Annotated in this window: 22 protein-coding genes; 9 read left to right on the top strand and 13 right to left on the bottom strand. The window is 74.1% G+C overall.

The features are described 5' to 3' along the window. Positions 1-21: 21 nt before the first annotated feature. Both ABTZ03_RS38980 and ABTZ03_RS38975 read right to left on the bottom strand, forming a co-directional pair. Complete coding sequence (locus ABTZ03_RS38980) at positions 22-1,407, bottom strand: phosphomannomutase/phosphoglucomutase (RefSeq protein WP_350517957.1); 1,386 nt, start codon at positions 1,405-1,407, stop codon at positions 22-24. Between the two features lie 128 nt (positions 1,408-1,535). Further along, positions 1,536-1,901, bottom strand: coding sequence for a DUF3499 domain-containing protein (locus ABTZ03_RS38975; RefSeq protein WP_350517956.1), 366 nt, complete (start codon positions 1,899-1,901; stop codon positions 1,536-1,538). A 219-nt stretch (positions 1,902-2,120) separates the two neighbouring features. On the opposite strand from ABTZ03_RS38975, the gene ABTZ03_RS38970 reads away from it, so the two are divergent. Beyond that, positions 2,121-2,573 (top strand): metallopeptidase family protein, encoded by a 453-nt coding sequence (locus ABTZ03_RS38970; protein ID WP_350517955.1) that lies wholly within the window; start codon positions 2,121-2,123, stop codon positions 2,571-2,573. 57 nt (positions 2,574-2,630) lie between these two features. On the opposite strand, the gene ABTZ03_RS38965 is transcribed toward ABTZ03_RS38970, so the two are convergent. The 3 genes from ABTZ03_RS38965 to ABTZ03_RS38955 all read right to left on the bottom strand — a co-directional run bounded on the left by ABTZ03_RS38965 (position 2,631) and on the right by ABTZ03_RS38955 (position 8,817). Next, a complete protein-coding gene (locus ABTZ03_RS38965; protein ID WP_350517954.1) occupies positions 2,631-4,370 on the bottom strand; it encodes a DUF5719 family protein in 1,740 nt (579 codons plus the stop codon). Between the two features lie 6 nt (positions 4,371-4,376). Beyond that, positions 4,377-8,264, bottom strand: a complete 3,888-nt coding sequence (locus ABTZ03_RS38960; RefSeq protein WP_350517953.1) for a glycosyltransferase family 2 protein — start codon at positions 8,262-8,264, stop codon at positions 4,377-4,379. Positions 8,265-8,544: 280 nt separating this feature from the next. After that, a complete protein-coding gene (locus ABTZ03_RS38955) occupies positions 8,545-8,817 on the bottom strand; it encodes a WhiB family transcriptional regulator (RefSeq protein ID WP_063349134.1) in 273 nt (90 codons plus the stop codon). 622 nt (positions 8,818-9,439) lie between these two features. On the opposite strand from ABTZ03_RS38955, the gene ABTZ03_RS38950 reads away from it, so the two are divergent. Genes ABTZ03_RS38950 through ABTZ03_RS38940 form a run of 3 tightly spaced genes read left to right on the top strand, consistent with a single transcriptional unit; the run spans position 9,440 to position 12,366 of the window. Then, a complete protein-coding gene (locus ABTZ03_RS38950) occupies positions 9,440-10,075 on the top strand; it encodes a cysteine dioxygenase (RefSeq protein WP_350517952.1) in 636 nt (211 codons plus the stop codon). A 42-nt stretch (positions 10,076-10,117) separates the two neighbouring features. Further along, on the top strand, positions 10,118-11,077 hold the full coding sequence (cofD, locus tag ABTZ03_RS38945) for a 2-phospho-L-lactate transferase (protein WP_350517951.1): 960 nt from the start codon (positions 10,118-10,120) through the stop codon (positions 11,075-11,077). Continuing rightward, a complete protein-coding gene (locus ABTZ03_RS38940) occupies positions 11,074-12,366 on the top strand; it encodes a coenzyme F420-0:L-glutamate ligase (RefSeq protein WP_350517950.1) in 1,293 nt (430 codons plus the stop codon). The genes cofD and ABTZ03_RS38940 overlap by 4 nt, the downstream gene beginning before the upstream one ends. Positions 12,367-12,370: 4 nt before the next feature. Here the strand turns inward: ABTZ03_RS38940 and ABTZ03_RS38935 are convergent, their stop codons facing one another. Both ABTZ03_RS38935 and ABTZ03_RS38930 read right to left on the bottom strand, forming a co-directional pair. Then, the gene (locus tag ABTZ03_RS38935; RefSeq protein WP_502894741.1) at positions 12,371-13,294 is read right to left on the bottom strand and encodes a DNA-3-methyladenine glycosylase family protein; all 924 of its coding nucleotides are present in this window, start codon (positions 13,292-13,294) and stop codon (positions 12,371-12,373) included. Positions 13,295-13,379: 85 nt separating this feature from the next. Continuing rightward, entirely contained in the window at positions 13,380-14,561 is a 1,182-nt protein-coding gene (locus tag ABTZ03_RS38930; RefSeq protein WP_350517949.1) for a peptidoglycan recognition protein family protein, read from the bottom strand. A 188-nt stretch (positions 14,562-14,749) separates the two neighbouring features. Between ABTZ03_RS38930 and ABTZ03_RS38925 the strand changes: the two genes are divergently transcribed. From ABTZ03_RS38925 to ABTZ03_RS38915, 3 genes are all read left to right on the top strand, one after another. Continuing rightward, a complete protein-coding gene (locus tag ABTZ03_RS38925) occupies positions 14,750-15,541 on the top strand; it encodes a TIGR03089 family protein (protein ID WP_350517948.1) in 792 nt (263 codons plus the stop codon). A gap of 137 nt (positions 15,542-15,678) precedes the next feature. Further along, the gene (locus ABTZ03_RS38920; protein ID WP_350517947.1) at positions 15,679-16,815 is read left to right on the top strand and encodes an LCP family protein; all 1,137 of its coding nucleotides are present in this window, start codon (positions 15,679-15,681) and stop codon (positions 16,813-16,815) included. 150 nt (positions 16,816-16,965) lie between these two features. Next, the gene (locus ABTZ03_RS38915) at positions 16,966-18,462 is read left to right on the top strand and encodes an LCP family protein (protein ID WP_350517946.1); all 1,497 of its coding nucleotides are present in this window, start codon (positions 16,966-16,968) and stop codon (positions 18,460-18,462) included. Positions 18,463-18,501: 39 nt separating this feature from the next. Here the strand turns inward: ABTZ03_RS38915 and ABTZ03_RS38910 are convergent, their stop codons facing one another. From ABTZ03_RS38910 to ABTZ03_RS38885, 6 genes are all read right to left on the bottom strand, one after another. Beyond that, on the bottom strand, positions 18,502-19,116 hold the full coding sequence (locus ABTZ03_RS38910; protein WP_350517945.1) for an acyltransferase: 615 nt from the start codon (positions 19,114-19,116) through the stop codon (positions 18,502-18,504). Between the two features lie 39 nt (positions 19,117-19,155). Then, positions 19,156-20,196, bottom strand: a complete 1,041-nt coding sequence (locus tag ABTZ03_RS38905) for a glycosyltransferase family 2 protein (RefSeq protein ID WP_350517944.1) — start codon at positions 20,194-20,196, stop codon at positions 19,156-19,158. Positions 20,197-20,536: 340 nt separating this feature from the next. Then, on the bottom strand, positions 20,537-23,107 hold the full coding sequence (locus ABTZ03_RS38900; RefSeq protein ID WP_350517943.1) for an ABC transporter permease: 2,571 nt from the start codon (positions 23,105-23,107) through the stop codon (positions 20,537-20,539). A gap of 19 nt (positions 23,108-23,126) precedes the next feature. Further along, on the bottom strand, positions 23,127-23,915 hold the full coding sequence (locus ABTZ03_RS38895; RefSeq protein WP_350517942.1) for an ABC transporter ATP-binding protein: 789 nt from the start codon (positions 23,913-23,915) through the stop codon (positions 23,127-23,129). Positions 23,916-24,170: 255 nt separating this feature from the next. After that, positions 24,171-24,725 carry an NADPH-dependent FMN reductase gene (ssuE, locus tag ABTZ03_RS38890; protein WP_350517941.1) on the bottom strand — a complete coding sequence of 185 codons (555 nt, stop codon included), beginning with the start codon at positions 24,723-24,725 and terminating at the stop codon, positions 24,171-24,173. A gap of 109 nt (positions 24,726-24,834) precedes the next feature. Further along, positions 24,835-24,912, bottom strand: a complete 78-nt coding sequence (locus ABTZ03_RS38885) for a putative leader peptide (protein WP_350517968.1) — start codon at positions 24,910-24,912, stop codon at positions 24,835-24,837. A 179-nt stretch (positions 24,913-25,091) separates the two neighbouring features. On the opposite strand from ABTZ03_RS38885, the gene ABTZ03_RS38880 reads away from it, so the two are divergent. Both ABTZ03_RS38880 and ABTZ03_RS38875 read left to right on the top strand, forming a co-directional pair. After that, entirely contained in the window at positions 25,092-26,372 is a 1,281-nt protein-coding gene (locus ABTZ03_RS38880) for an LCP family protein (RefSeq protein WP_350517940.1), read from the top strand. Between the two features lie 37 nt (positions 26,373-26,409). After that, positions 26,410-26,886, top strand: coding sequence for an LbetaH domain-containing protein (locus tag ABTZ03_RS38875; RefSeq protein WP_350517939.1), 477 nt, complete (start codon positions 26,410-26,412; stop codon positions 26,884-26,886). Positions 26,887-26,983 lie beyond the last annotated feature (97 nt).

Genomic DNA, 26,983 nt, shown 5'->3' with positions numbered 1-26,983 from the left:
GCGCAGCGGATCGGCGGACGATCAGCCGCGGACGATCGCGAGCACACCGTCGCGCAGTTCGGCCATCTTCGCCGGGTCCTTGGCCTCGACGTTCAGGCGCAGCAGCGGCTCGGTGTTGGAGGCACGCAGGTTGAACCACCAGTCCTGGCCGGCCACGGTGAGGCCGTCCAGCTCGTCGACGGCGGTGCCCTCCAGACCGGCGTAGGCGGCGCGCACGGCGGCGGTGCTGGCGGCCTGGTCGGCGACGGTGCTGTTGATCTCGCCGGAGGCGGCGTAGCGGTCGTACTCGGCGGTCAGCTCGGAGAGCGTGCCCGGCTGCCCGCCGAGCGCGGCCAGCACGTGCAGCGCGGCGAGCATGCCGGTGTCGGCGCGCCAGAAGTCGCGGAAGTAGTAGTGCGCGGAGTGCTCGCCGCCGAAGACGGCGTCGGTGACGGCCATCTCCTGCTTGATGAAGGAGTGGCCGACCCGGGTGCGCACCGGGGTGGCGCCGAGCTCGCGGACCACCTCGGGGACGGTCCAGGAGGTGATCAGGTTGTGGATGATCGTCGGCTCGGCCTCGCCGGCGGCCTGGGCGCGGGCGATCTCGCGGGCGGCGACCAGGGCGGTGATCGCGGACGGGGAGACCGGCTCGCCGCGCTCGTCGACGACGAAGCAGCGGTCGGCGTCGCCGTCGAAGGCCAGGCCGAGGTCGGCGCCGACCTCGCGGACCTTGGCCTGGAGGTCGACCAGGTTCTTCGGGTCGAGCGGGTTGGCCTCGTGGTTGGGGAAGGTGCCGTCCAGCTCGAAGTACATCGGGACGAGGTCGATCGGCAAGCCGTCGAAGACGGTCGGCACAGTGTGGCCGCCCATGCCGTTGCCGGCGTCCACGGCGACCTTCAGCGGGCGGATCGCGGTGAGGTCGACCAGGCCCAGCAGGTGGTCGGCGTAGCCGCGCAGGGTCTCCTGGGTGGAGAGCGCGCCGGGCTTGACGTCCTTGGCCGGGACGGTGACGGTGTCGTCCTCGGCGGTCCAGGACTCGACCAGCTCGCGGATCTCGGACAGGCCGGTGTCCTGGCCGACCGGGGCGGCGCCAGCCCGGCAGAGCTTGATGCCGTTGTACTGGGCCGGGTTGTGGCTGGCGGTGAACATCGCACCGGGCAGGTCGAACTTGCCGCTGGCGTAGTAGAGCTGGTCGGTCGAGCAGAGGCCGATCTCGACCACGTCGGCGCCGTAGGCCGCCGCGCCCTCGGCGAAGGCCCGGCTGAGCGACGGGGAGGAGGGGCGCATGTCGTGCCCGACCACGATCGCGGACGCGCCGGTGACCTGCACGAACGCGGCGCCGAAGGCCCGGGACAGGCTCTCGTCCCACTGGTCCGGGACGACGCCTCGGACGTCGTACGCCTTCACGAGCTGCTTGAGGTCGCGCACTGCGGCTCCACCCTGGTTCTCTGCTGATCGATACGTCGGGCCACCCCGCCCGTCGCTCGACGGGTCGCGGTGGGGTCAGACGGGCAGCGTACCCGGGCCGGGCGAACGCGCCGTGCCGGGTGAGGCGATCAGTTGTCGGGCGAGCGCAGCACCCGGAGGTGGCCGCGGCGGCCGCCCTCGGTGGAATCGGGGTCGGGACCGCGGCCCTGACGGGGGGTCTGCGGGCGGGCGGCCTCGCGGACGGCGTTGGCGAGGGCTTCCAGGTCGTCGCTGCTGCGGCGCAGCGGCCCGGCCTCGGCGGCCAGCCGGACCACCTCCCAGCCGCGCGGGGCGGTGAGCCGCTCGGCGTGCTCGGCGCACAGGTCGTAGCAGTGCGGCTCGGCGTAGGTGGCGAGCGGGCCCAGGACGGCGGTGGAGTCCGCGTAGACGTACGTCAGCGTCGCGACGGCCGGTCGGCCGCACGCGGTCCGCGAACAACGACGTACAGAGCTCACGAAGGTGGACGGTACCGCACTCCCCGCCGGGGAGCGAAGACCGCCTGCCCGGTGGGGGTGCCGTGTCGCGGTCCGGGTACCCGCCCGCGCCCCCCGGCGCGCTGCCCGGCTCCCGTCGTCCGGCTCGCTCCGGCCGTTCGGGCACGCGCCGCCGCACCGGCGATTCCCCTGTCGGAGTGGTCCACTTCCGACCAACCAAGGACTACTCTCGGCAGTGATATGGACAGCTCCGCACCGCAGTCATCGACAGGGCCCTCGCGCCGCCCGCGGCACCGCGACCGGCACGGCAGGGGTTTGCGCGGCCCGCTGGCGCCGCCCCAGGTGCCGATCTCGCTCACCCGCTCCGAGCTCTTCGACGACTACGTGCGCGAGTCGGTGGAGCGGTTGGAGCGGCGGTGGCCGCAGCTGATCGAGGTGGAGTTCGCCGTGCAGGAGGTACCGCTGCACGAGCCGGACGGCTCCGACACCGAGGACGGCGTGCCGCTGGGCCGGGTGTCGCCGGGTCAGAAGGGGCGCAAGAGCCAGATCGTGGTGTACCGGCGGCCGGTGGAGATCCGGGCGAAGACCCGGGAGGACCGGGCGGCGCTGGTGCACGAGATCCTGATCGAGCAGGTGGCCGAGCTGCTCGGCCTGTCGCCGGACGCGATCGACCCGCGCTACGACGAGGAGTGACCTCCCGGGTGCCCCGGTCGGGGGCACCCGGTGCGACGGACCGGCGCCGGACAGGACCTAGCGCAGCACCACGCCCGGGTCCTGGGTGGCCCGCGGGACCTGGACGGTGCTGCGGTCGTCGCGCAGTGCCTGGACGGTGAACATCGGCACGTCCTTGGTGGGGACGGAGAGCATCCGGGCGGCGACCACCGGGCCGCCGGACTCGGTCTCCACGGTGACCGCGAAGACCCCGTTCAGCCCGGCGGGCTCGGGTGCCGGGATCGCGACCGTGCCGCCGGCCGGGATCTGCACCTCCTTGGTCGCCGGGGTGCCGCCGCCGCTGCCGGCCGAGCCGGTGACCTTGACGGTGGCGGCGTCGCCGCTGGAGGTCAGGAACACCGTGGAGGCGCCGGCCCGGTTGTCGGCGACGGTGGCGCGGGCGCCGACCGGGACGCTGCCGCTGAGCCAGGCCGCGTCGCTCTTGCCGTTGCCGCCCGTGCGGTCGACCCGCAGGCCGGCCACGATCCTGGTGGGGTGCTTGTCGTCGGTGGGCGACAGCCGCAGCCCGGCGACCTCGTCCCGGGTGACCTTGCCGAGGTCGACGGCGGCCACCATGCCCGCCTTGACGTGGATCGACTCGTTGCCGGCCGGGGTGAACCAGCCGTTCTTGCCGGAGAGCTGGATCTTCAGGTCGGCGTCGTCCTCCGGCGGTGCCCAGACCACCAGGTGGGCGGCGGAGGTGTCGGCGGGCAGGCCGGCCATCACCTGGGTCGGGGCCGGGTCGGCCGAGGCCGGGATCCAGTCGGCGCCCTTGTTGCCGTCGGCGGCGTGCAGCGCGGCGCCGATCCGGCCGGAGCGCACCACCACGTTGACGGCGAGGTCGTTGACCGCGCCCTTGCTGAGGGTCGACAGCAGGACGGACTGCGAGCTGCCCGGGGCGACGGTGATGCCGTTGGCGGCGTCGTTGTCGATCAGGCCCTTGTCGCCGTACAGCTTGATGTCGACCACGGCGGCCGAGGACTCGGGGTTGACCAGGCTGAGGTAGTCGACCCGGTCGCCGGCCGTGCTGGCCCCGGCGAACCAGAAGTTGGTGTTCTCCGGGGTGCAGGTGATGCCGGACAGGCCCGTGCCGCGCTGCTCGGTGACCACGGTGGTCTGGGAGACGGTGAAGCCGGGGGCGAGCGCGCCGTTGGCGACGGCTCCGATGCCGGGGGCGTTGTCGCCGTTGCTCGCCGGGCCGGTGGCCGGGGTGCCGGGCTTGGTGACGGTCAGCTTGGCGTCGGCGGGCGCGGCGTTCTTGTCCGGGGCCGGGGTGGCCGGCGCGCCGGAGCCGCTCGGGGCCGCGCTCGGCGCCTGGGTGGCCGGGGCCGAGGGGGCGGCGGTCGGCGGGACGGCCGGGGCGGACTCCTCGGAGAGCCAGCCCGCGCCGCCGGTGGCGGAGCCGGTGCCGGTGCCGGTGCCGGGCGGGGTGTAGGCGGTCAGCGTGGTGGAGCCGGTCAGGCCCTGGAACGGCTGGGGGCAGACCGCCGCGGTCCGCTCGACCTGGGCGGTGCTCGGGGCGGCCCCGCCGTCCGCCTTGGCCGGGCTCGCCGGGGGGCGCGCCTCGGCGATCCCGAACACCGCGGCCAGCACCACGGCCGCGGCCAGCAGGGACTGGGTGGTCTTCCCCGCGGACCGGCCGGGGAGCCGCACCGACGGACGGGCGGACCCGGTCGGCTCGGCGGACCCGGCCGCGTCGGTCGCCCCGGCGGCCCCGGTCGGCTCGAAGGGCTCCTCGGCCCCGGCGCCGGACTTCTTCCTGAAAGCGGGCTTCTTCATCGCGGGTCAGCTCCCCGATCCGTGCTGGTGCGGACGGTAGTTCCCAGAGGAGTGGCCGGTGCCGCCCGGGTCGTTGGGGTCGTAGTACGGCTCGCCCTGCTGCTGGCCGGGCAGCCAGGCCTGCGGGGACTGCTGCTCGGGCTGCTGCTGGTAGGGGTCGTAGCCGTACTGCTCCTGCGGGTACGGCTCGTAGCCCTGCTGCTGTTCGTAGCCCTGCTGCGGGTAGGCCTGCTGCTGCCCGTCGTAGCCCTGGCCCTGGTAGCCCTGCCCGTCGTAGCCCTGGTTGCCGTACGGCACGGCGGCCGGCTGCTGGGCCGCGTACTGGTCGTAGCTGTACGGGTCGGCCTGCTGGTACGTCTGGTACGGGTCGGTGTACGGCTCCGCCTCCTGGACGGCGGCGGCCGCCTGGACGGCCTCGGTCACCGGCTCGCCGGTCGGCTGGGCCGGGATCGTGCCGGGCCGGCCCTCGTACACCCCGGGCTCGTCGGCGCCGGGCTCGCCGCCCTCGCCGCGCTCGGCCATCCGGCGGGCCCGGCGGCTGCCGGGGGCGGGGGTCTGCGCCTGGGCGGCGGCGGCCAGCGCGGCGGCGGCCACCACCTCCTCGGGCAGGTCGTCGTCCTTGTGGTTGCGGCGGCCGGGCAGGGCCAGCACCAGGATGGTGAGGCCGAGCAGGACCTGGGCCCAGATCCAGCCGGTGTGGGCGAGTCCGCCCTCCCGGGTGACGCTCAGCTTGCCGCCGGCGGCCGGGAGCTTGAAGCCCTGCGCCCAGCCGTCGACCGTGACGGACTCCAGGGCGGTGCCGTTCACGGTGGCCTTCCACTCGGGGGCGACGGACTCGGCGAGCCGCAGCACCCGGCCGTCCGGGCCGGCCGGGACGGTGCCGGTGAGGTCGCGGGCCCCGGACGGGACGACCACCGGGTTGGCGCCCGGGGCGGTGATCACCGCGCGCACCGCGGGGGCGCCGTTGACCTGCCAGAGCGCGGAGTCGCGGTCCTGGTTGGCCTTGACCAGGCCGGGGGTGGTGTCCAGGACGTCCTTGAAGGCGTCCACGGCCTGGCGCTCGACCAGCACGTAGGCGATGCCGTAGCCGGCCAGGGCGTTCGCCTGGTCGGCGCCGGAGCCGGCCAGCAGGCTGCCGACCATCCGGTTCAGGCCGTCCTGGGTGCCGGTGGCCGGGTCGACGGTGGACTCCGCCTGGCCGAGGGTCAGGCCGGCGCCGCGCACCACGCTGTAGCGGACGTCGCCCTTCTGGCCGGTGACGATCAGGGTGCGGGACCGGTCGGTGGTGCCGGCCTCCTCGGCGATGAAGGCGGGCACCTGGTCGGCCTGGGAGCGCTGCAGCGGGCCGCCGGCGCCGGTCAGCGCCCACCACAGGCCGGTGCCCAGCGGGGCCAGCACGGCGGTGGCCACCACCAGGGCGGCCACCGGCTGACGCCAGCCGAAGGCGATCCCGGCGACCCGGGCGTTGGCGCCGTCGGCGCCGATCGCGGCGGCGGCGAGCAGGGCGATCCCGGCGATCAGGGTGGCCGGGCCGGCCCAGGCGGGCACCGGCTGGCCGCCGGAGGCGGGGGTGACGGAGGTGCCCGCCACCGCGACCGCGAAGACCAGGCCGGCCCCGGCCGCGCCCCAGGCGGCGAGCACCGCGCGGCGCCGGTCGGCGCGCAGCAGCGCGGCCAGCGCGGCCAGCACCACACCGGTGGACAGCCAGACCGGCGGCACGCCGGCGCCGCCCGGGTTGACCAGCAGCAGGCCGGCCGCGCTCGCCCCGGCGCCGTGCAGGCCGGGCAGGCCGGCCTCCAGCAGCAGCCACTGCGGGTGCGACAGCACCTTCAGCGACCAGGGGGCGAGCACCGCGACCGGCACCGCGAGGATCACCAGGACGCGCAGGCCGAGCAGCCGCAGCGCGGTGCCGCCGGAGCCGAAGGCACCGCCGCGCAGCACCGCGAGGAGCAGCACGGCCAGGCACAGCGGTACGGCGAGCGCCCAGGTCAGCGGGACGAAGGCGGTGGCCAGGGTGAGCAGCAGGACGGTCATCCAGACCGGCCGCCAGCCGGGGCGGGCGCCCTTGGCGGCGCTCTCCTGGCGGATGCCGAGGCCGGCCGAGATCGCGGCGGCGCGGGCCAGCGGCGGCAGCAGCACGGCGAGGACGGCGGTGCCGATCCGGCCCTGGGCGAGCGCGCCGGTCGCGGCGGGCAGCAGCGCGTAGGTGGCGCTGGCCCAGGCGCGGACCAGCTTGGAGTCCAGCAGCGGCCGGGACACCAGGTAGGCGCTGACCGCGGCGAGCGGGACGGTGAGCACGACCATCAGGGTGAGCGCGAGGTCGGCGTGGCCGAACAGCAGCCAGGAGAGCACCGCGAGCACCCCGAGGTACGGCGGTGCGGTGGCGCTGGAGCCGGTGCCGATCGGGTGCCAGGCGTCGGCGTACATCGCCCAGAGGCCGCCGGCGCCGTCGGAGGCGGGCAGCAGCGCGCCGCCGAACAGCGAGCCGCTGCCGAACAGGCCGCGGCAGGCGACCAGGGCGAACACCAGCAGGGCGGCGAACAGCACCGGCGCGGGGCGTCGGGCCAGCTTCTTGATCAGCGCGAACTGCTCGACGACCAGGTCCTCGCCGTCCTCGTCGCCGCCCGCCTCGACCGAGCCGTGCCGGCTGCCGGAGTCGTCGCCGCCCCCTATCCCGAGCGAGCCGATGACGCCCTCGACGGCGAGCCGGGTGGTCGCGCCGGGGGCCGGGAAGAGCGTGCGGTCGTCCAGCGGGTCCGCCGCGCGGGTCCGGGAGCGCTGCTTGCGGGCGGCCAACAGCCGTGGGAAGCGGACGAGTTCGTGGCCGAGGCCGGCCAGTTCGTCGACCGCCTGGCGCGGGTCCTTGCCGAGCAGGTTGGTGACGGCGCGCACCAGGGTGCCGAGCACCAGGCGCAGCAGCACGTACGGGAACAGCGCGCCCCGGCAATTGGTGAGCAGGGTGTAGACGGCGCCGGCCTTGTCCACCCGGTGCGGGTGGGAGGCGCCGCAGTCGATCGCCCGGCGCTCGCGGCTGGCCGCCTCGGCGTGCCGCAGCACGGCGTCGGGGGCGATCACCACGCGGTGGCCGGCGGCGTTGACCCGCCAGCAGAAGTCGGTGTCGTCCCGCATCAGCGGGAGGGCCCGGTCGAAGCCGCCGAGCTGCTCGAAGACGTCCCGGCGCACCAGCATGCCCGCGCTGGAGACGGCGAGCACCGGGCGGACCTGGTCGTGCTGGCCCTGGTCCTGCTCGCGGCGGTCCAGACCGGTCCAGCGGCGGCCGGAGCGGGCGATGGTGACGCCGACCTCCAGCAGCTGGCGGCGGTCGTACCAGCTGCGCAGCTTGGGGCCGACCACGGCGGCGCTCGGGGTGGAGTCGGCGACCTGGAGCAGTCGGCGCAGCGCGTCGGTCTGCGGTTCGCAGTCGTCGTGCAGCAGCCAGAGCCATTCGACCGGCTCGGTCTCGCGCGGTCCGCCGCGGCCGAGGTCGTCCTCCTGGCCGAGCGGGTCGCCGAAGTCGTCCCAGCCGCCGGTGACCGGGTCGTAGCCGGAGGGGTCGAGCCGGTACGGGAGGTCCTCCGGCCGCAGCGGGGCGCTGCCCGCCACGGCCTCGGCGACGGCGGTGCCGAAGCCGGCCCGGCGGCCGAGCACCAGCGGGCCGCTCTCGGGCAGCCAGTCGGCCAGGGTGTCGGCGAGCAGGTGCGGGGAGTTGTCGGTGGATCCGGTGTCGACCGCGAGGATCCGCTGGACCTGGCGGTCCTGGCCGAGCAGGCCGGCCAGGGCCTGCGGCAGCCAGCGGGCGCCGTCGTGCGAGACGATCACCGCGGTGACCAGGTGACGCGGGTAGGCGGGCGGCCTGGCAGCGGTGAAGCCGCTCTGGTGGCTGTAGACGGTCATCGAGTGCGCGGGCCCCAGTTCTCGGTGGACACAGCCGGTGAACGGCAACCGGATGGCGCACCACACTAACGGCTCCGGATGGCCACTTCGTGCCCGGTGCCGGTGGGGAGGCCGTGAAGAAGCGGGGCCGGGACCGGCGGGAACGCCCCGGGGGGCGGAGGTCGGACGCCGGGAACACGCCGGGAACACGAAAGCGCCCCACCGTCGCGGTGAGGCGCTCGTACAGCTGTGCGGCCGTCCGCCGTTGGCGGAGGGTCAGCGGGTCCGGGAGTCGTCCCGGTCAGACCGCACTCTTCTTGAGCCGGCGGCGCTCGCGCTCGGAGAGACCGCCCCAGATGCCGAAGCGCTCGTCATTGGCGAGGGCGTACTCCAGGCACTCCGAGCGGACCTCGCAGGCGAGGCAGACCTTCTTGGCCTCGCGGGTCGAGCCGCCCTTCTCGGGGAAGAAGGACTCGGGGTCGGTCTGGGCGCACAACGCGCGCTCCTGCCAACCGAGTTCCTCCTCTTCCTCCGCGATGCCGTCCCCGATCAACAGCTCAAAGAGCTCGCTCATGTGTGGCGCGCCTCCTCTGCCCCTACTTGGCGTCCCCGTGGTTGCCGTTGCCTCGTGCGGCTGACGACACGAGTGAAATTACAGTTGCGTCACTCTGGCCCAGTCAAGCCGAGCTCTGGTATTGAGGCCGGGATTCACTCCCTGGCACCAAGCCGTTACGAATAGTGTACATATTCGGACACATCGGACCTTCAGCCCGAAAGCCCTGAACGGCGTGGAACCGCCCGCAACCACTCGCAGGATGACGCCCGGTCACCGTCACAGGCCGGTCATCGGCCTGCCTTCCCGGCGATCTTCCCATCGAAACATAGAGAGTGATGAATCACCCCATCCGGGACGGATCCGGAACTAACCCACTCGAATGCCGCATCAATGGGTTTGACACCGCCCCCGCGGATGCGGTCTCCTTTCCTCCATGTCAGAGTTCGCCAGCCCCCGGAGCGGTTCCACCCTCCGTCGTGCCGTGAACTCCTGTTGTCGCCTCTGTTCCTGCTGTATCTAGGCGCCCGCGTCCCACCGCGCGCCGCCCCCAGGAAGCACAGAGGCCGGCCGCGACTCCCGCCCCAGGACATCCCGGATCCGGCTGCTCCCCGACCAGCCGACCCATCCGAGGACGACTCCCGTGCGCATGATCCGCATCCGCAAGCGGAACCGCGACCGCAACAAGCTCGCCCGCCGCGGCCCCGCCCGTACCACCCTCACCACCCGTACCGCCCGTACCGCCCGCTGGACGGACGGCCTCAGCGACGTGTCCATCGCCGGCGACCCGCTCGCCTTCCCGCACCTGGCCCGCACCGACCTGCCCGACCACCCCACCACCGTCGCCGGTTACGCCCGGCTGGTCCGCGAGATCGCCGCCGACCGCGCCCGCTGGGAGCCGCTGGTCCGCTACGACGCGCTCACCCGCTGGTACGCCCGGCTGGAGACCGGCCCCGGCTACGAGGTCTGGCTGCTCAGCTGGCTGCCCGGCCAGAGCAGCGGCTTCCACGACCACGGCGCCTCCTCCGGCGTCATGACCGTCGTCCAGGGCGAGCTGATCGAGCGCTCCCTCGGCCGCAGCGGCGAGGACGCCCGCACCCTGCGCCCCGGCGGCCGACGGGTGTTCTCCGGCGGCTACCTGCACGAGGTGGTCAACGGCGCGCTCGAACCCGCCGTCTCCATCCACCTCTACACCCCGGGCCTGACCGAGATGAACCAGTACGGCAGCGCCACCGCCGTCCCGGACCAGCACCCGCACGCCCCCGTGCAGACGCCCTGAACCCGGGCTGACGGGCAGTCCGACCGTGGCAGGATGAACCCCATGCGCATCGTGGCACTGGCAGGCGGGATCGGCGGGGCGCGCTTTCTGCGCGGGCTCCTCGCGGCGGTCGGACCGCAGGACGAGATCACCGTCATCGGCAACACCGGCGACGACATCCACCTCTACGGCCTCAAGGTCTGCCCCGACCTCGACACCGTGATGTACACCCTCGGCGGCGGCATCCACGAGGAACAGGGCTGGGGCCGGACCGACGAGACCTGGTCGATCAAGGCCGAGATGAAGGAGTACGGCGTCGGCCCCGAGTGGTTCGGGCTCGGCGACCGGGACTTCGCCACCCACCTCGTCCGCAGCCAGATGCTCACCGCCGGGTACAGCCTCAGCCAGGTCACCGAGGCGCTGTGCGTGCGCTGGAAGCCGGGCGTGCGGCTGCTGCCGATGAGCGACGACCGGGTCGAGACCCACGTGCGGATCACCGACGAGCAGGGCACCCGGGCGATCCACTTCCAGGAGTACTGGGTCAAGCTGCACGCCGCCGTCGACGCCGAGGCGATCATCCCGGTCGGCGCGGACACCGCCAAGCCCGCGCCCGGTGTGCTGGAGGCCCTCGCCGCAGCCGACGTCATCCTCTTCCCGCCGTCCAACCCGGTCGTCTCGATCGGCACCATCCTCGCCGTCCCCGGCATCCGGGAGGCCGTCGCCGCCGCCCCGGCGCCGGTGGTCGGGCTCTCCCCGATCATCGGCGGGGCGCCGGTGCGCGGCATGGCCGACAAGGTGCTCGCCGCCGTCGGCGTCGAGGCCACCGCCGAGGCCGTCGCGCTGAACTACGGCGCCGACCTCATCGACGGGTGGCTGGTGGACACCGCGGACTCCGGTGCCGTGCCGGCCGTCGAGGCCGCCGGGATCGCCTGCCGGGCCGTCCCGCTGCTGATGACCGACGTCGAGGCCACCGCCGCGATGGCCCGGGCCGCGCTGGAGCTCGCCGAGCAGGTGCGCGCGTGACGCTGACCGTCGTCGGGGTCGAGGGGCTGCCGGAGATCGAGGCCGGGGCCGACCTCGCCGGACTGATCGCCAAGGCCGCTACGTACCAGGACGGCGACATCGTGGTGGTCACCTCGAAGGTCGTCAGCAAGGCCGAGGGCCGGCTGCTGCACGCCGCCGACCGCGAGGCCGCGATCGACGCCGAGACCGTCCGGGTGGTCGCCCGGCGCGGGCACGCCCGGATCGTGGAGAACCGCAACGGCTTCGTGATGGCCGCCGCCGGGGTCGACGCCTCCAACACCGCCCCCGGCACCGTGCTGCTGCTGCCCGAGGACCCGGACGCCTCGGCCCGGGCGCTGCGCGCCCGACTCCAGGAGCTCACCGGCCGCCGGCTCGCCGTCGTCGTCACCGACACCTTCGGCCGGCCCTGGCGCAGCGGGCTCACCGACGTCGCGATCGGCGCCGCCGGGCTCTCCGTCCTGGAGGACCACCGGGGGCGCACCGACAGCCACGGCAACGAGCTGGCGCTCACCGTCACCGCCACCGCCGACGAACTCGCCGCCGCCGCCGACCTGGTCAAGGGCAAGGCCACCGGCGTCCCGGTCGCCGTCGTGCGCGGGTTGGGGCACCTCGTCACCACCGAGGACGGCGAGGGCACCCGGCCGCTGGTGCGCTCCGCCGACCACGACATGTTCCGGCTCGGCACCTCCGAGGCGCTGCGCCAGGCCGTCACCCTGCGGCGCACCGTCCGGTCCTTCACCGAGGCCCCGGTCGACCCGGGCGCCGTCCGGCGCGCGGTGGCCGCCGCCGTCACCGCGCCGGCCCCGCACCACACCACGCCGTGGCGCTTCGTCCTGGTGGAGTCCGCCGACACCCGCACCCGGCTGCTCGACGCCATGCTCGCCGCCTGGCAGCGCGACCTGCGCGAGCTGGACGGCTGGGACGAGGCCCGGATCGCCCGCCGCACCGCCCGCGGCGACGTGCTGCGCAACGCCCCGTACCTGGTGGTGCCCTGTCTGGTGACGGACGGCTCGCACGACTACCCGGACCCGCGCCGGGCCGCCGCCGAGCGGGAGATGTTCACCGTCGCGGCCGGCGCCGCCGTGCAGAACCTGCTGGTCGCCCTGACCGGCGAGGGCTACGGCTCCGCCTGGGTGTCCTCCACCATGTTCTGCCGCGACACCGTCCGGGCCGCCCTGGACCTGCCCGACCACTGGGACCCGATGGGCGCCGTCGCCGTCGGCCGCCCCGCCGAACCCCCGCGCGCCCGCCCGGACCGCGACGCCGAGGCCTTCATCGCGGTGCGGTAGCGGCTCAGCGCCGGCGGTGGTCGTTGGGGGCGAGCCGGGGGCCGTAGCGGGGGGCGTGGGTGCCGGTGGCCAGCAGGAGTCGGCAGAGCCGGTGGCGGTGCGGGCGGTAGGGCTCCAGCAGGGCGAGCATCTGGGCGTCGTCGCTGCGGGGGCGGCCGGCCAGGGCCCAGCCGACCAGGTCGGGGAGGTGGAAGTCCCCGACCGAGACCGCGTCCGGGTCGCCGTTGCTGCGCTGGAGGGTCTCGGCGGCCGTCCAGACGCCGATGCCCGGGACGGCCGTCAGCCGGGCGAAGGCCTCCTCGTGGCCCATCGCCGAGGCCTCCTCCAGTCGCGGCGCCAGCCGTACCGCGCGCTGCACCGTGGCCGAGCGCTTGGGGTCGACGCCCGCCCGGTGCCACTCCCAGCTCGGCACCATCGCCCACTCCCGGGCCGACGGCGCCACCCGCATGCCCTCGGCCGGGCCCGGCGCCGGGGTGCCGAAGTCCCGCAGCAGGGTGCGCCAGGCGCGGTAGGCCTCGTCGGTGGTGACCTTCTGCTCCAGGATCGCCGGCACGAGCGACTCCAGCACCAGTCCGGTCCGGGTCAGCCGCACCCCCGCCGTGCGGCGCTGGGCGTCCCGCAGCGGGCCGGGCGGCAGCACCAGCGCCTCCGGGTGGTCCTGCGCGCCGAGCAGCACCGGCAACCGCTCCAGCAGCCAGGGCGCGCCCGGCCCCCAGGCGGTCGCCTCCACCTCGCCCGCGCCGGGGTGCGCGAGCACCCGCAGGGTGCCGATCCCGGCCGGGGTGCGGGAGGCGCGCCAGACGGCGCCGTCGCCGGTGGTCCGGTACGAGGGGTCGGCGGGGCCCCGGCGCAGCGGCAGCAGGGTCCGTACCGCGTCGAGCGGGAAGTCCGGCCGCCAGCGCCGCACCGACCCGCTTGCGCCCGTCACTGCCGTCGCCTCCTGTGTCGCCCGGGGCCATGAACGATACGCGGGGGCCGGGAGGCGCGGTGAACGGCTGGGCGGGCCGCGGGAGTTACGGGGCCTGGAGTCTGACCGCGGCGGTGCGCAGGGCGGGCAGCCGGGCGTAGAGGGACTTGCCGGGGCACTCGGTCTTGAAGGCGTCGCGGTGGCCGGAGACGGTCTCGAAGTCGACCACCGTGCCCTTGGGGTAGCGGCTGGCGTCGGAGGCGGAGGTGAGCTTGGCGTGGCCGTCGGCGGCCTGTCCGGTGAGGCCGAGCTTCCAGGCCGCGACGGCGGCGAGGCCGTTCAGGAGGTGCTGCGGCGGGGCGGCGTCGACGTAGGTGCCGATGGCGGCCACGCCGGAGGTGTCGGTGTTGAAGCCGAGGGTGTGGGCGCCGTGGACGGGCTGGTCGACGCCGCCGGCCCGGCCCTCGTAGACGGTGCCGCAGCGGTCGACCAGGAAGTTGTAGCCGATGTCCCGCCAGCCGCTGGTCTTGACGTGGTACTGGTAGATCGACCTGATCACCCGGGGGGTGTCGGAGCAGGCGTAGTCGGTGGCGGTCGCGGTGTGGTGGACGAAGACCACCTTCACCGGGCCGGTGTACTCGTAGCCGGGTTCGCGGATGGACTCGTCGGCGCCCCAGCCCGCCCGGGTGACGATGGCCGGGCGCGGGGCCCGGTGACCGTCCGGCTCGGCCGCGGGCAGGCTGCGGGTGGCGGCGGGCGCGGCCGCCCCGGTGCCGGGGTCGACGAGTTCGAGCCGCAGACCGGGTGGCGGTCCGGCCGGGCCGGGCCGGACCGCGACCGCGACGCCGTCGCTGCGGCCGGTCCACAGCGGGGCGGTCGCGGCGTGCGCGGCGTGGTCGGGGCCGTCCTCGGTGTCGGCCTCCAGGGTGTGCCAGTCGCCCCAGCGGCCGGTGGCCGCGTCCCGGGTGCGGACCCGGACGGCGCCGTCGGCCAGCGCCCCGGCCGGGCCGTCCCAGCCGACGCCGAGGAGTTCGAACGGCCGGGTGGTCCTCGGCGCGAGCCCGGTCCCGGCGGGCAGCGGCAGTGCGACGGTCGAGCCGCCGCCCGGGAAGTCCCGGCGCTCGGCGGCGGGGGCAAGGGGCACGGCGGAGGCGGCGGGAGCGGGCTGGAGCAGCAGGGCGGCGGTGCAGCCGGCCAGCAGCGCGGCCGGGAACGGGCGGCGCACGGCCCTGGCGGCGCGGTGCGCGGCCCGGCCCCAGGGGGGCACGGCTGCGCCCGGGGAGTCCACGGCTCCGCCCGAAGGGTGCACGGCGTTGTCCGAGAGGCGCGCAGCGTCGTCCGCGAGATGCGCGGCATTGTCCGAAAGATGCATAAAGGGGATCGTCTCCGCAAACCGGACCGCCCGCCATGCCGCCTCGCGCCCTCCCGGCCGCCCCTCCCGACCGTCCACCCGAAGGCCGTAGGCTGGGGCGCACCATGACTGCGCCATTCGCTGCCGATGCCCGCACCCCCGTCGAGCTGCTGCACGCATACCTGCGCGGCGGCACCCCTTCGGTCGATCCCGCGGCCCCGCTGGTCACCTTCTACGACGACGCCACCGGCGAACGGGTGGAACTGTCCGCCCGGACGTTCGACAACTGGGTCGCCAAGACCGCCAACCTCCTCCAGGACGAACTGAACGCCGGCCCGGACGACCGCGCCGCCCTGCTGCTGCCCGCCCACTGGCAGAGCGCCGTGTGGCTGCTGGCCTGCTGGTCGGTCGGCGTGACGGCGGTGCCGGACGGCGACCCGGCCGCCACCGACCTGGTGGTGAGCGGCCCGGACGGCCTGGAGGCCGCCCAGGCCTGTGAGGGCGAGCGGGTGGCCCTCGCCCTGCGCCCGCTCGGCGGACGCTTCCCGCAGCGCCCGGACGGCTTCCTCGACTACGCCGCCGAGGTGCCCGGCCAGGGCGACCGCTTCGCGCCGTACTCCCCCGTCGCCCCGGACGGGCCGGCGCTGGAGACCTCGGTGGACGGGCTGCCGCTGAAGCTGACCGGCGAGCAGACCGTGGCGCTGGCCCGGGAGGGCGCCGTCCGCCTCGGCCTCAAGCCCGGCGACCGGGTCATGTCCACCCTCTCCTTCGACGACTGGGCGGGCCTGGAGGCCGGCCTGCTGGCCCCGATGGCGGCCGGCGCCTCGGTGGTGCTCTGCCGCAACTCCCAGGGGCTGGACGCCACCCAGTGGGAGAAGCGGACCGAATCCGAACGGGTGACTGTCCGCCTCGGCTGACCCCGGCGCCGTCCCGGCGGGTAGGGATCCCTGCCATGGCCGAGGACGAGACCGAGCACCCCCCGACCGACGGAACTCCTCCGACGACCGCTCCCCCGAGCGGACCCGGACGCCCGCGCAGGCGCCGGCGGTGGCTGATGATCACCGCCGGCGTCGTCGCGTTCCTGCTGGTCGCCACCGGCGCGCTGCTCTGGATCGCGTACCGCAAGCTGGACGGGAACATCAGGACCGACTCGGCCACCGACCAGCTGCTGGCCAGGCTGGAGGCCGAGCGCCCGAGCCGCTCCGCGGGGGCCGCCGGCGCCGAGAACATCCTGCTGATCGGCAGCGACGACCGCTCCGGGGCGAACGCCGGGTACGGCGGCGAGCCCGGCACCCAGCGCTCGGACACCACGATCCTGCTGCACCTGGCCGCCGACCGGAAGCACGCGACGGCGGTCTCCGTCCCCCGGGACGTCATGGTCACCGTGCCCTCCTGCCAGAAGCCGGACGGCAGCCGCAGCAAGCCGGGCACGATGCAGTTCAACTGGGCCTTCGAGCTGGGCGGCCCGGCCTGCTCGATCCGCGCCGTCGAGCAGCTGAGCGGCATCCGGATCGACCACTACGTGATCCTCGACTTCAACGGCTTCAAGACCATGGTGAACGCGGTCGGCGGGGTCGAGGTGTGCGTGCCCCAGCCGATCCACGACAAGGACGCCAAGCTGGACCTCCCGGCCGGGCGCCAGGTGCTGCACGGCGAGCAGGCGCTCGGCTACGTCCGGGCCCGGGAGAGCCTCGGTGACGGCAGCGACACCCAGCGGATGGGCCGTCAGCAGCAGTTCCTGGCCTCGCTGATCCGCAAGGTGCAGTCGCAGGGGGTGCTGCTGAACCCGGCCAAGCTGTGGCCGGTGCTGAACGCGGCCACCTCCTCGGTGAAGGCGGACGGCGGGCTGTCCTCGCTCGGCGCGCTCTACGACCTCACCCAGGACCTGCGCGGCATCCCCTCGCCGGACGTGGTGTTCCTGACCGCGCCGCGCCGCCCGTACCGCTACGACTCGGACCGGGACGAGTTCGTGCAGCCGCAGACCGGCCAGTTGTTCGACGCGCTGCGCGCCGACCGGCCGATCGCCGTGCAGCCGCCCGCCCCGGCGCCCACGCCGGGCGCCCGGGGCGCCGTGGGTGCCGGCCCCGGCTCCGACGGCGCGACGGCGGGGGCGACGGCGTCACCCTCGGCGAGCGCCTCGCCCACCTTCGAGGGACGCACCGCCGACGTGGACGCCTGCGCCCAGCACTGATCCCCCCGCACGGACTTTGCCCGGCCATTACTTTTCCGTGACGGTTCTCATACCAGGAACGATTCCCCCGTTCGGCTCGTCTAGTGTGTCCGGACCGACCCACCGCCCGGGTGGGCCGCCGCCCGTGACCGGCCGGACGTAGGGAATCCCGTGCAGCAGGAACAACCGAACACCGGCCGGTTCAGCGGGGAAGGCCGCCGGGAGGCCCGCCTGCGGGCGGCCGCGGCCGCCAAACGCAGGCGGCGCCGGCGGGTGCTCAGGTGGACGGCGGGGACCGGCGCGCTGGCGATGGTCGCGGGCTGCGGCGGGGCGTACTACCTGTACCGGCACTTCAACTCCAACCTGACCTCGGTCAAGGTCCAGCTGGGCGACGAGGCGGAGCGGCCCAAGGCCGCCGGGGACGCGCTGAACATCCTGGTGATCGGCACCGACAGCCGGCAGGGCCTCGGCCGCGAGTACGGCGACGAGGGCAGCTCCGGGCACGCCGACACCACGCTGCTGTTCCACGTCGCCAAGGACCGCTCCAACGCGACGGTGGTCAGCATCCCGCGCGACCTGATGGTGCCGATCCCGGAGTGCCAGGACGGCCAGGGCAAGCGGATCCCCGGCTCGGCGCGGGACATGTTCAACAACAGCCTCGGCCAGGGCGGTCGCGACGCGGGCTGCACCTGGAAGACCGTGGAGAAGGTGACCGGCATCCGGGTCGACCACTTCGTGCAGGTCGACTTCGAGGCGGTGAAGACCCTCTCCACCGCCGTCGGCGGGGTCGAGGTCTGCGCGGCCAAGGACATCGACGACAAGGGCTCGCACCTGAAGATGTCCAAGGGCCGGCACGTGGTCCAGGGCGAGGAGGCGCTGGCCTTCGTCCGCACCCGGCACGCGGTCGGCTTCGGCGGCGACCTCACCCGGATCCCGCTCCAGCAGCAGTTCATCAGCTCGATGATCCGCAAGATCAAGAGCGACGGCACCCTGACCAACCCGGGCAAGCTCTACCAGCTCGCGGACGCCGCCACCAAGGCGCTCACCGTGGACTCCGGCATCGGCAGCGTGGACAAGCTGAAGGACCTGGCGCAGGACATCAGCAAGGTGGACACCAAGAACATCACCTTCACCACCGTGCCGGTACTGGACGACCCCAAGGACGAGGACCGGCTGATACTCCAACAGCCGGACGCCGGGCAGGTGTTCGCGATGATCGCGGGCGACCGCTCGCTGACCGAGACCGCCGCCCCGTCCGCGGAGCCGGCGGCCCCGGCCGCGCCGAGCGCCACCGCCCCGGCGGTGGACGCCAAGGACGTCCCGGTGACGGTGCGCAACGGCAGCGGGACCCGCGGACAGTCCGGGCCGACGGTGGACCGGCTCAAGGCCAAGGGCTTCGCCCGGGCCGCGGTCGGCTCCGACGCCACGCCCGCCGCGACCACCACGGTGTCCCATCCGGCCGGGCGGGAGGCCGAGGCGGCCGCGCTGGCCGCCGCCCTCGGGCTGCCCGCCGACGCCGTCCGGCCCAACCCCGCGGCGGCCGCGAAGGACCCGCTGCTGCTGGTGCTCGGCAAGGACGTCCTGACGGCCCCGGCGCAGGCGCCGACCGAGGCGCCGAAGGACCTGCAGCGGGTGCAGGCGGACGACGAGGACGTGTGCGCCAAGTAGCCCCGCCCGGCGACCGCGTGTCCGGTGGCCCCCACCCGGCTACACCGGGCTGAGCGTTCCGTCCGTCTCGCGGTAGGCCTCGCCGGTCCGCGGGCAGGTCCAGAGCCCCGGGCCGGACGGCCGCAGCGGCTCGCCGGCCCGGCCGACCCAGCCGATCCGGCGGGCGGGCACCCCGGCCACCAGCGCGAAGTCCGGGACGTCCCGGTGCACCACGGCACCGGCCGCGACCAGCGCCCAACGGCCGACCGTCACCCCGGCGACCAGCACCGCGCGGCCGCCGATCGAGCAGCCCCGGCGGAGCGTCACCGGCTCGGCGTGCCAGTCGGGTCGGCCCTTGAGCCGGCCGTCGGGGGTGACCGCGCGCGGGTGGCGGTCATTGGTCAGCACGGCGGCCGGGCCGATGAACACCCCGTCCTCGACCACCGCCGGCTCGTACACCAGCGCGTGGTTCTGCACCTTGACCCGGTCGCCGATCCGCACGCCCGGGCCGAGGTACGCGCCGCGGCCGATCACGCACTCCGCGCCGACCACCGCGTCCTCGCGGACCTGCGCCAGGTGCCAGACCCTCGTCCCGGCGCCGAGCACGGCCCGTTCGTCGACGTCCGCGCCCGGTTCGATCCGGGCCGCGGCCGCTCCGTCCTCAACTGTCCCCATGCGGACCGACGGTAGCCGGTCCGGGGCGCAGCGTGAGGGTCAACCCGCTTGGGAGAGCACGTCCTTCGGGGTCGGGCGGACACTCCCTATCACCCGGCGGGCCAGCGAGCGGGGCGAGGTGATGAAGCCGAAGCCCCAGCTGAGGTGCATGGTGGCGAGCGCCACCGGCAGCAGCGCCCTGGCCCGCAGCGACAGCCCGCGGCCCTCGACCACCGAGCCGCCGAGGATGCCCAGCAGGTAGACGCCGGGCACCGCCAGGAAGGCCGGGTGGACGGCGGCGCCGAGCACCAGGCCGAGCACCACCGCGAGCAGCGCGCTCGGCGGGGCGAGGTAGCGCAGGTTGACCGAGCCGCGGTGGTAGCGGGTGACCACCCGGCGCCAGCGGCCGTAGTCCTTGTACTGCTTGGCCAGCGCCCGGACGGACGGCCGGGGCCGGTACGTCACCTTCAGCTGCGGGGTGAACCAGACCAGCCCGCCGTCCTGGCGGATCCGGTAGTTCAGCTCCCAGTCCTGGGCGCGGATGAACTCCTCGTTGTAGCCGCCGAGCTTCTCCAGCACCTCGCGCCGGAACACCCCGAGGTAGACGGTGTCCGCCGGGCCGGCCAGGCCGCCGGTGTGGAAGGCCGCGTTGCCGACGCCGATCTTGGAGGTCATAGCGGCGGCGACCGCGTTCTCCCACTCGGTCTCGCCCTCGGCGTGCATGATGCCGCCGACGTTGGCGGCGTCCATCTCACCGAGCAGCCGGACCGCCGTGGTGATGTAGCCGGGGGTGAGCAGGCCGTGGCCGTCCACGCGCACCACTATCGGGTACTGCGAGCCCCGGATCGCGGCGTTCAGCCCCGCGGGAGTGCGGCCGGTGGGGTTCTCCACCGTGCGCACCCGCGGATCCTCGGCCACCAGCTCGGCCGCGATCTCCGCGGTGCGGTCGGTGGAAGGGCCGAGGGCGATCACCACTTCCATCGGCCCGGGGTACTCCTGGTCCAGGATGCGCCGGACCGCCGTGCGCAGGTGTCGTTCCTCGTTGAGCACCGGCATGATCACGGAAACAGCCGGCAGCTCCTCAGCAGCCTTGGTGTTCATCGGGGCCAACCGTACCGGTGTCGACGTCTCTCCGTCTTGTCCCGGTTCGGCGGCCCCCGGTCCCCCGAAGGGCGGTACCGGCGCCGTGATCAACATCACCGTACCGTTCCGACCGCCCGAGCCCGAATCGGCGGGGGAACCGTGCAGGTTCGGCGTAGGTTCCGCGCGCCCGGTGAACGGCGGTGAACAGGGCGGATCGGGCGGTCGGCGGCCGCCGACGACGCGGGGGCCGGGTGCCCGTGAGCACCCGACCCCCGCTGTTCCCCCGTCCCCCCGTTCCCCGCGGGTTCCCCCGTTCCCCCGCTCCCCCGTGGGGTGACCCGACGTCCCCGTCGCCGGGTCAGTCCGTCGCGATGGCCGCGAGGACGTTCATGCGTCCGGCCCGGAAGGCCGGGACGAGGGCGGCGACCAGGCCGATCACCACCGAGGCGACCAGCGTGACCACCACCGTGGCGGTCGGGACGGAGAGCGTCCCGAGGCCCTGGTCCCGCAGCACCCGCTGGGCGGTGACGCCCCAGGCCAGGCCCAGCCCGGTGCCGAGCACCGCGCCGAACAGCGCGATCACCACGGACTCCAGCCGGATCATCCGGCGCAGCTGGCGGCGGGAGAGCCCGATCGCCCGCAGCAGGCCGATCTCGCGGGTCCGCTCCACCACCGACAGCGCCAGGGTGTTGACCACGCCGAGCACCGCGACGGTGATCGACAGGCCGACCAGGCCGTAGATCAGGTAGAGCAGGGTGTTGACCTGGGACTGGACCAGCTCCTTGTAACCGGCCTGGTCCTTGACCGTCAGCTGCGGGTACGGCTTGAGCGCGTCCTCCAGGGCGGTCAGGGTCTTGGCGACGTCGGTGCCGGAGGAGGCCTTGGCGAAGAAGGTCCGCACCGACGGCTGCTCGGCGGCCGGGACGACCTCGGCCATGGTGTCGAGGCCGACGAAGGAGCCGTCGCCCAGCAGCCCGCCCTTCTTGAACACCACGCCCACCGGCAGCTGTTGGGTGCGGCCCTTGCCGTAGTCGACGGTCACCCGGTCGCCGACCTTCAGGCCGTGGTCGGCGGCGAAGGTCTCGCCGATCCCGAGCGAGCCGCGTCCGACCGAGTCGACCGTGCCGGAGCTGACCGTGGGGTGGAAGTCGGTGCCGAAGAAGCTGGCCGGCACCGCGCTCAGGCCCGTCCGCGCGGTCTGTCCGCCGGGCAGCTGGAGCTTGGTCCGGACGAAGTCCTCCTGGGTGGTGACGTGGTCGATGCCCGGGGTGCGGCGGACCGCGTCCGTCATCTCGGGGGTGACCGGGGCGCCTCCGCCCGAGATGATGTAGTCCACGCCCACCGACCGGTCGATCTGCGCGCTGGCCGAGCTGACCGCGGAGGAGCTGAACACCGAGGAGCCGATCACCAGCGCCAGCCCGATCATCAGGGCGGCGGCGGTGGCGCCGGTGCGACGCGGGTTGCGCATCGCGTTGCGCTGGGCGAGCCGGCCGGAGGGGCCGAACACGGTCGGCAGCAGCACCCCGAGCACCTTGATGACCACGGTGGCCAGCAGCGGGCCGAGCACCACGAAGCCGACCAGGGTGAGCAGCAGGCCCAGGCCCAGGTACTCGCCGCCGGTGGCCGTCCGGTCGGCCGTACCGGCGAGCAGCAGCAGTCCGGCGCCGCCCGCGGTGATCAGCAGGCCGAGGACGGTGCGGACGGTGTTGGAGCGGGCCTCGGCCGGGGTGCCGTGGTCGCGCAGGGCGGCCATCGGCGCGATCCGGCTGGCCCGGCGGGCCGGGATCCAGGCGGCGACGACGGTGATCAGGATGCCGACCGCGTAGCCGGCCGCGAACACGTCCGGCCCGATCTGCAGGTCGCTCGCGTTGATGCCCATGCCGACGGCGTTCATCAGCTTGATCAGGCCGACCGCGACGCCCAGGCCGACGGCGACCCCGAGGGTCGAGCCGAGTACGCCCAGGATCAGCGCCTCGACCAGCACCGAGCCGTTCACCTGCGCCCGGCTGCCGCCGATGGCCCGGAGCAGGCCGAGCTCGCGGGTGCGCTGGGCGACCAGCATGGAGAAGGTGTTGATGATCAGGAAGCCGCCGACGATCAGCGAGATGCCCGCGAAGCCGAGCATCGCGTACTTCATGAAGTCGAGGCCGCTGCCGATCGCCTTGGTGTTCTCGTCCTTCTGCTCGGCCGCGGTCTTCACCTGGTAGCCGGTGCCGAGCGCGGCGAGGGCGTCCGCCTTGAGCAGGTCGTCGCTGCGGCTGCCGTCGCCGAAGGCCTCGACGGAGGTGTACGCCTGCTCGCCGAGCAGCACCTGCTGGGCGGTGGCGGTGTCCAGGAAGGCCAGGGCCGCACCGGGGTTGGTGGTGGTGAAGGTGGCGATGCCGGCGATGGTGAACTCGTGCTTGCCGCCGGCGTTGTCGACCCGGACCTTCGCGCCGAGGCCGAGCTTGGCCTTCTTGGCGGTGTCGGCGTCCAGCACCAGTTCGCCGGCGTTCTGCGGGACGTGCCCGGAGGTGATCCGCACCGGGTTGCGCGGGGTGTCGGTCCAGTTGCCGACCAGGGTCGGCGCGCCGGTGGTCGGGCCGACCAGCTTGTCGGTGGCCGGGTCGACCAGGACCGCGTCGTGGACCATGACCTGGCCGACGGCGGTCTTCACGCCGGGCAGCGCGGCGACCCGCTGGGCCAGCGGGACCGGGACGGTGGCGGGCTTGTCCCCGGGCTGCGGCTCCTCGTCGTCGGCCGGCTTGGGCGGCTGGACCGAGAGGTCGGAGGCGGTCGCGGCGAACAGCTTGGAGAAGGTGCTGGTGGCGGTGTCGGAGAACACCAGGGTGCCGGACACGAAGGCGACCGACAGCACGACGGCGATCAGCGAGAGCGCCATCCGGCCCTTGTGGGCGAAGAAGCTCCGCAGTGCGGTTCTGAGCAGCATGGTTGCGTCCTCCCGCCGCTCAGCTGGTGCGCTTGCCGTCGAAACGGCGCATGCGTTCGAGGACGGAGTCGGCGGTCGGGGCGTGCATCTCGTCCACGATCACGCCGTCGGCGAGGAAGAGCACCCGGTCCGCGTAGCCGGCGGCGACCGGGTCGTGGGTGACCATGACCATGGTCTGGCCCAGCTCGTCCACCGAGCGGCGCAGGAAGGTCAGCACCTCGGCACCGGCCCGGGAGTCCAGGTTCCCGGTGGGCTCGTCGCCGAAGATGATCTCGGGGCGGGCGGCCAGGGCGCGGGCCACCGCGACGCGCTGCTGCTGGCCGCCGGAGAGCTGGGTCGGGCGGTGCTTGAGCCGGTCGGCCAGGCCGACGGTCTGCACCACCTGGTCCAGCCAGGCCTGGTCGGGCCGGCGCCCGGCGATGTCCATCGGCAGGGTGATGTTCTCCAGCGCGTTCAGGGTCGGGAGCAGGTTGAACGCCTGGAAGATGAAGCCGATCTTGTCCCGGCGCAGCCTGGTCAGCTGCTTGTCCTTGAGGCCGGTGATCTCGGTGTCGCCGATCAGGATCCGCCCGGCGCTGACCGTGTCCAGGCCCGCCAGGCAGTGCATCAGGGTGGACTTGCCGGAGCCGGAGGGGCCCATGATCGCGGTGAAGCGGCCGCGCTGGATGTCCACGTCGACCGCGTCGAGCGCGGTCACCCTGGTCTCGCCCGAACCGTAGGCCTTGGTCACCTGGCGGGCCGAGGCGGCGACGGCGGACGATCCGCCGGGAAGCTGGGGGTCGTACACGGCTGCTGCTGCCGTCGTCACTGGATTCTCCTCGGAAGTGGCCCGCGCCCGTCGGCCCCACCCTCCCGGCACGGCCGGGTCGCGGACCCGACGGAGTCGGGCCGCGTTCGGATGGGTGGGGACGTGAGAACCACGTTAGGAGCCGACGTCCGGCCGCTCGTCCTCCGTCGGAATGAAGCACGGCAACCAAGGTTCTACGGGTGCGGGACCCCCTCCCCCTAGGGGGTTCCGCAGGCCCTCTCGGGGAGGCCCCGTACGGGGTCGGGCGCCGGTGGCTCAGCCGGTCAGGACCGGTGCCGCCAGCCGTTCGAGGGCGTCGGCGAAGCCCTCCACCACGGGGACGAGCTGGGCGTCGGTCCGGCACTCGACCAGGGTGGTGCCGTCCTCCGCGACGGTGATGTCGCGGTCGAGCACGAACCAGCCCTGGGTGATGTGGCCGGCGCCCATCGAGCTGAGCACCGGGCGCAGCGCGTAGTCCACCGCGAGGACGTGCGCGGGCGAGCCGCCGGTGGCCAGCGGCAGCACGGCCTTGCCGGCCAACGCGTACTGCGGGAGCACGTCGAGCAGGGCCTTGAGCAGGCCGGAGTAGGCGGCCTTGTAGACGGGGGTGCCGATCACGACGCCGTCGGCGCGGGCGAACAGTTCGGTGACGGCGACGATCTCGGGGTGGTCGAAGTCGCCGGCGAGCAGCGCCTGCGCGGGCAGGTCACGGGCCTGGAAGGGGACGACGTGGTGGCCGCGGTCCACCAGGCGCGCGTCGACGTGGCGCAGCAGCCGGGTGGTGCGGGAGGTGGCGGAGGGGGAGCCCGAAACGGAGAGGACGGTGGCCATGGTTCACCTCTGGCTGGAAGCGGAGGGAGCTTCACGGCGGCCCGCTCGGGGCGGCCGCGGGTGGTGCTCGGCGGTGCCCGACGGTTCCGGCGGTCCCGGCGGGCGTGCTTCAGCGGCGACAGAGGGAACCGGACACGCGTTGCAGATCGACGTGCCGCCGACGCGTGAGTGCCCGACTCTGATCCATGTCCGGCATGCAAACACGGTGCGTTCGAGCGGGTCAAGAATCGTTTCAGCAAGCGGAACACGGGTGACGGTCGTGTTTCGCGCCGGAACGATCCGGTACGTGCATCAAAACTGCTACAAGAGGCCCGGTGGGCACCCCGGGGGGAGTCAGCCGGACCGGGGTCGGGCATCCTCGACGGCATGAACACGTGGCAGGAGGGCCGCCCGGGCGGCGGAGGGAACCCCTACGGAGGCAACGGTGGCGGCGCGGCCGAGCGGCCGCTGCCGGCCTCGCTGAACCCGCGCGGGCCCGGTGCACCCGCCCCGCGGCAGCCCGGGCAGCCGTCCCGCCTCGGCGGCGTCCCGCCGCAGAACGCCCCCGGCGGCCCCGGCCGACCCGGTTCCGGCGGTCCGGGCGGGCCCGGTCGGCCCGGTGGCCCGGGCGGTCCCGGCGGTCCCGGCGGTGCCCGGCCGGCCGGGGCCGGGGCCCGGCGCTGGCCGCGGCGGCGGATCGTGAAGTGGACGGTCTTCGGCCTGCTGATAGCCGTCATGGTGACCTCGGTGTCCACCTGGTTCTGGGCGGACTCCAAGCTCAACCACGAGAACGTGCTGGCCGACTACCCGAACCGCCCGGCCGCCGGCAAGGGCACCAACTGGCTGATCGTCGGCTCCGACAGCCGCGACGGGCTCAGCGAGTCCCAGATGGACACCATGCACACCGGCCACGACGTCGAGGGCAAGCGCAGCGACTCGATGATGATCCTGCACATCGGGGACCACGGGAACACCCTGATGAGCATCCCGCGCGACTCCTGGGTGCCGATCCCCGAGTTCAAGACCAGCAGCGGGAAGACCGTCAAGGCCACCACCTCGAAGATCAACTCGGCCTTCGCCAACGGCAACGGCCGACTGCTGGTGCAGACCGTCGAGCTGAACACCGGCATCCGGATCGACCACTACGCCGAGATCGGCTTCGCCGGGTTCGCCGGCATCGTCGACTCCATCGGCGGCGTCGAGATGCACATCGACCAGGACATCAAGGACCGGGACTCCGGCCTCGACCTCAAGGCCGGCGACCAGACCCTCAACGGCGTCCAGGCCCTGGCCTTCGTCCGCCAGCGCCACCAGATGGCCGACCAGGACCTCGGCCGGATGCGCAACCAGCAGAAGTTCCTCGGCGCCCTCGCCCACCAGGCCGCTTCCCCGGGCACCGTGCTCAACCCGTTCACCTTCTACCCGCTGGTCGACTCGGCGCTCGGCACCCTGATCGTCGACGACGACTGCGGACTGACCGACCTGGGCTCGCTCTTCCTCGCCATGAAGGACGTCAACGGCGGCGACGGCAAGACCCTGACCGTCCCGATCGGCAATGCCGATTACCACACCAAGACCGGCGAGTCGGCGGTCCAGTGGGACGCCGCCAAGTCCAAGCAGGTCTTCGACGCCTTCAAGAACGACACCACCGTGCCGGACATCAAGTAGCCGCGACTGCGGGTGACCGTCCCGACACAATGGGTGGATGTCACTCGTCACCGCACTCGTCTACCGCCGACGCCACCGCCTCCTGGGCCGCCTGGTCCAGGAGGCGCTCGCGCTCTACGGGATGGAGGTGCCGGCCGCCTGCGAGATCGGGCCCGGGCTCACCGTGTTCCACCGCGGCTTCGGCACCGTCCTGCACCCGTACACCACGCTCGGCGCGGACGTGACGCTCTACAACGGCGTCACCATCGGCCGGGCCGACCCGTGGGTGCCGCAGGAGCTCAGCGCGATGCGGCGGGTGGTGGTCGGGGACGGCGCGGTGCTGTGCGCGGGCGCCAAGGTGGTGTGCAAGGAGGGTGTGCTCACCGTCGGGGCGGGCACCGTACTGGGCGCCAACGCCGTGCTCACCCGCTCGACCGGGCCCGGCGAGATCTGGGCCGGGGTGCCCGCGCGCAAGGTGGGGATGCGGGAGGGGCGCCGTCTCCCACCGACCGTCCCCGCCCAGGCCCTGGCCTAGGTCCAATGCCAGTGACTTAGGTCGTGCTCGCTCTGGTGATCGTGACGGTGGCCGGAGCGGGTGGTGGCCAGTTGCGGTGTTGGGCGCGTTTGAGGGG

Origin of the sequence: Kitasatospora sp. NPDC096077 (assembly GCF_040303245.1) — a bacterium.
Classification (GTDB): Bacteria; Actinomycetota; Actinomycetes; order Streptomycetales; family Streptomycetaceae; genus Kitasatospora.
The sequence above is the reverse complement of the archived record's forward strand: the minus strand, read 5'-3'. Positions and strand labels throughout refer to the sequence as shown.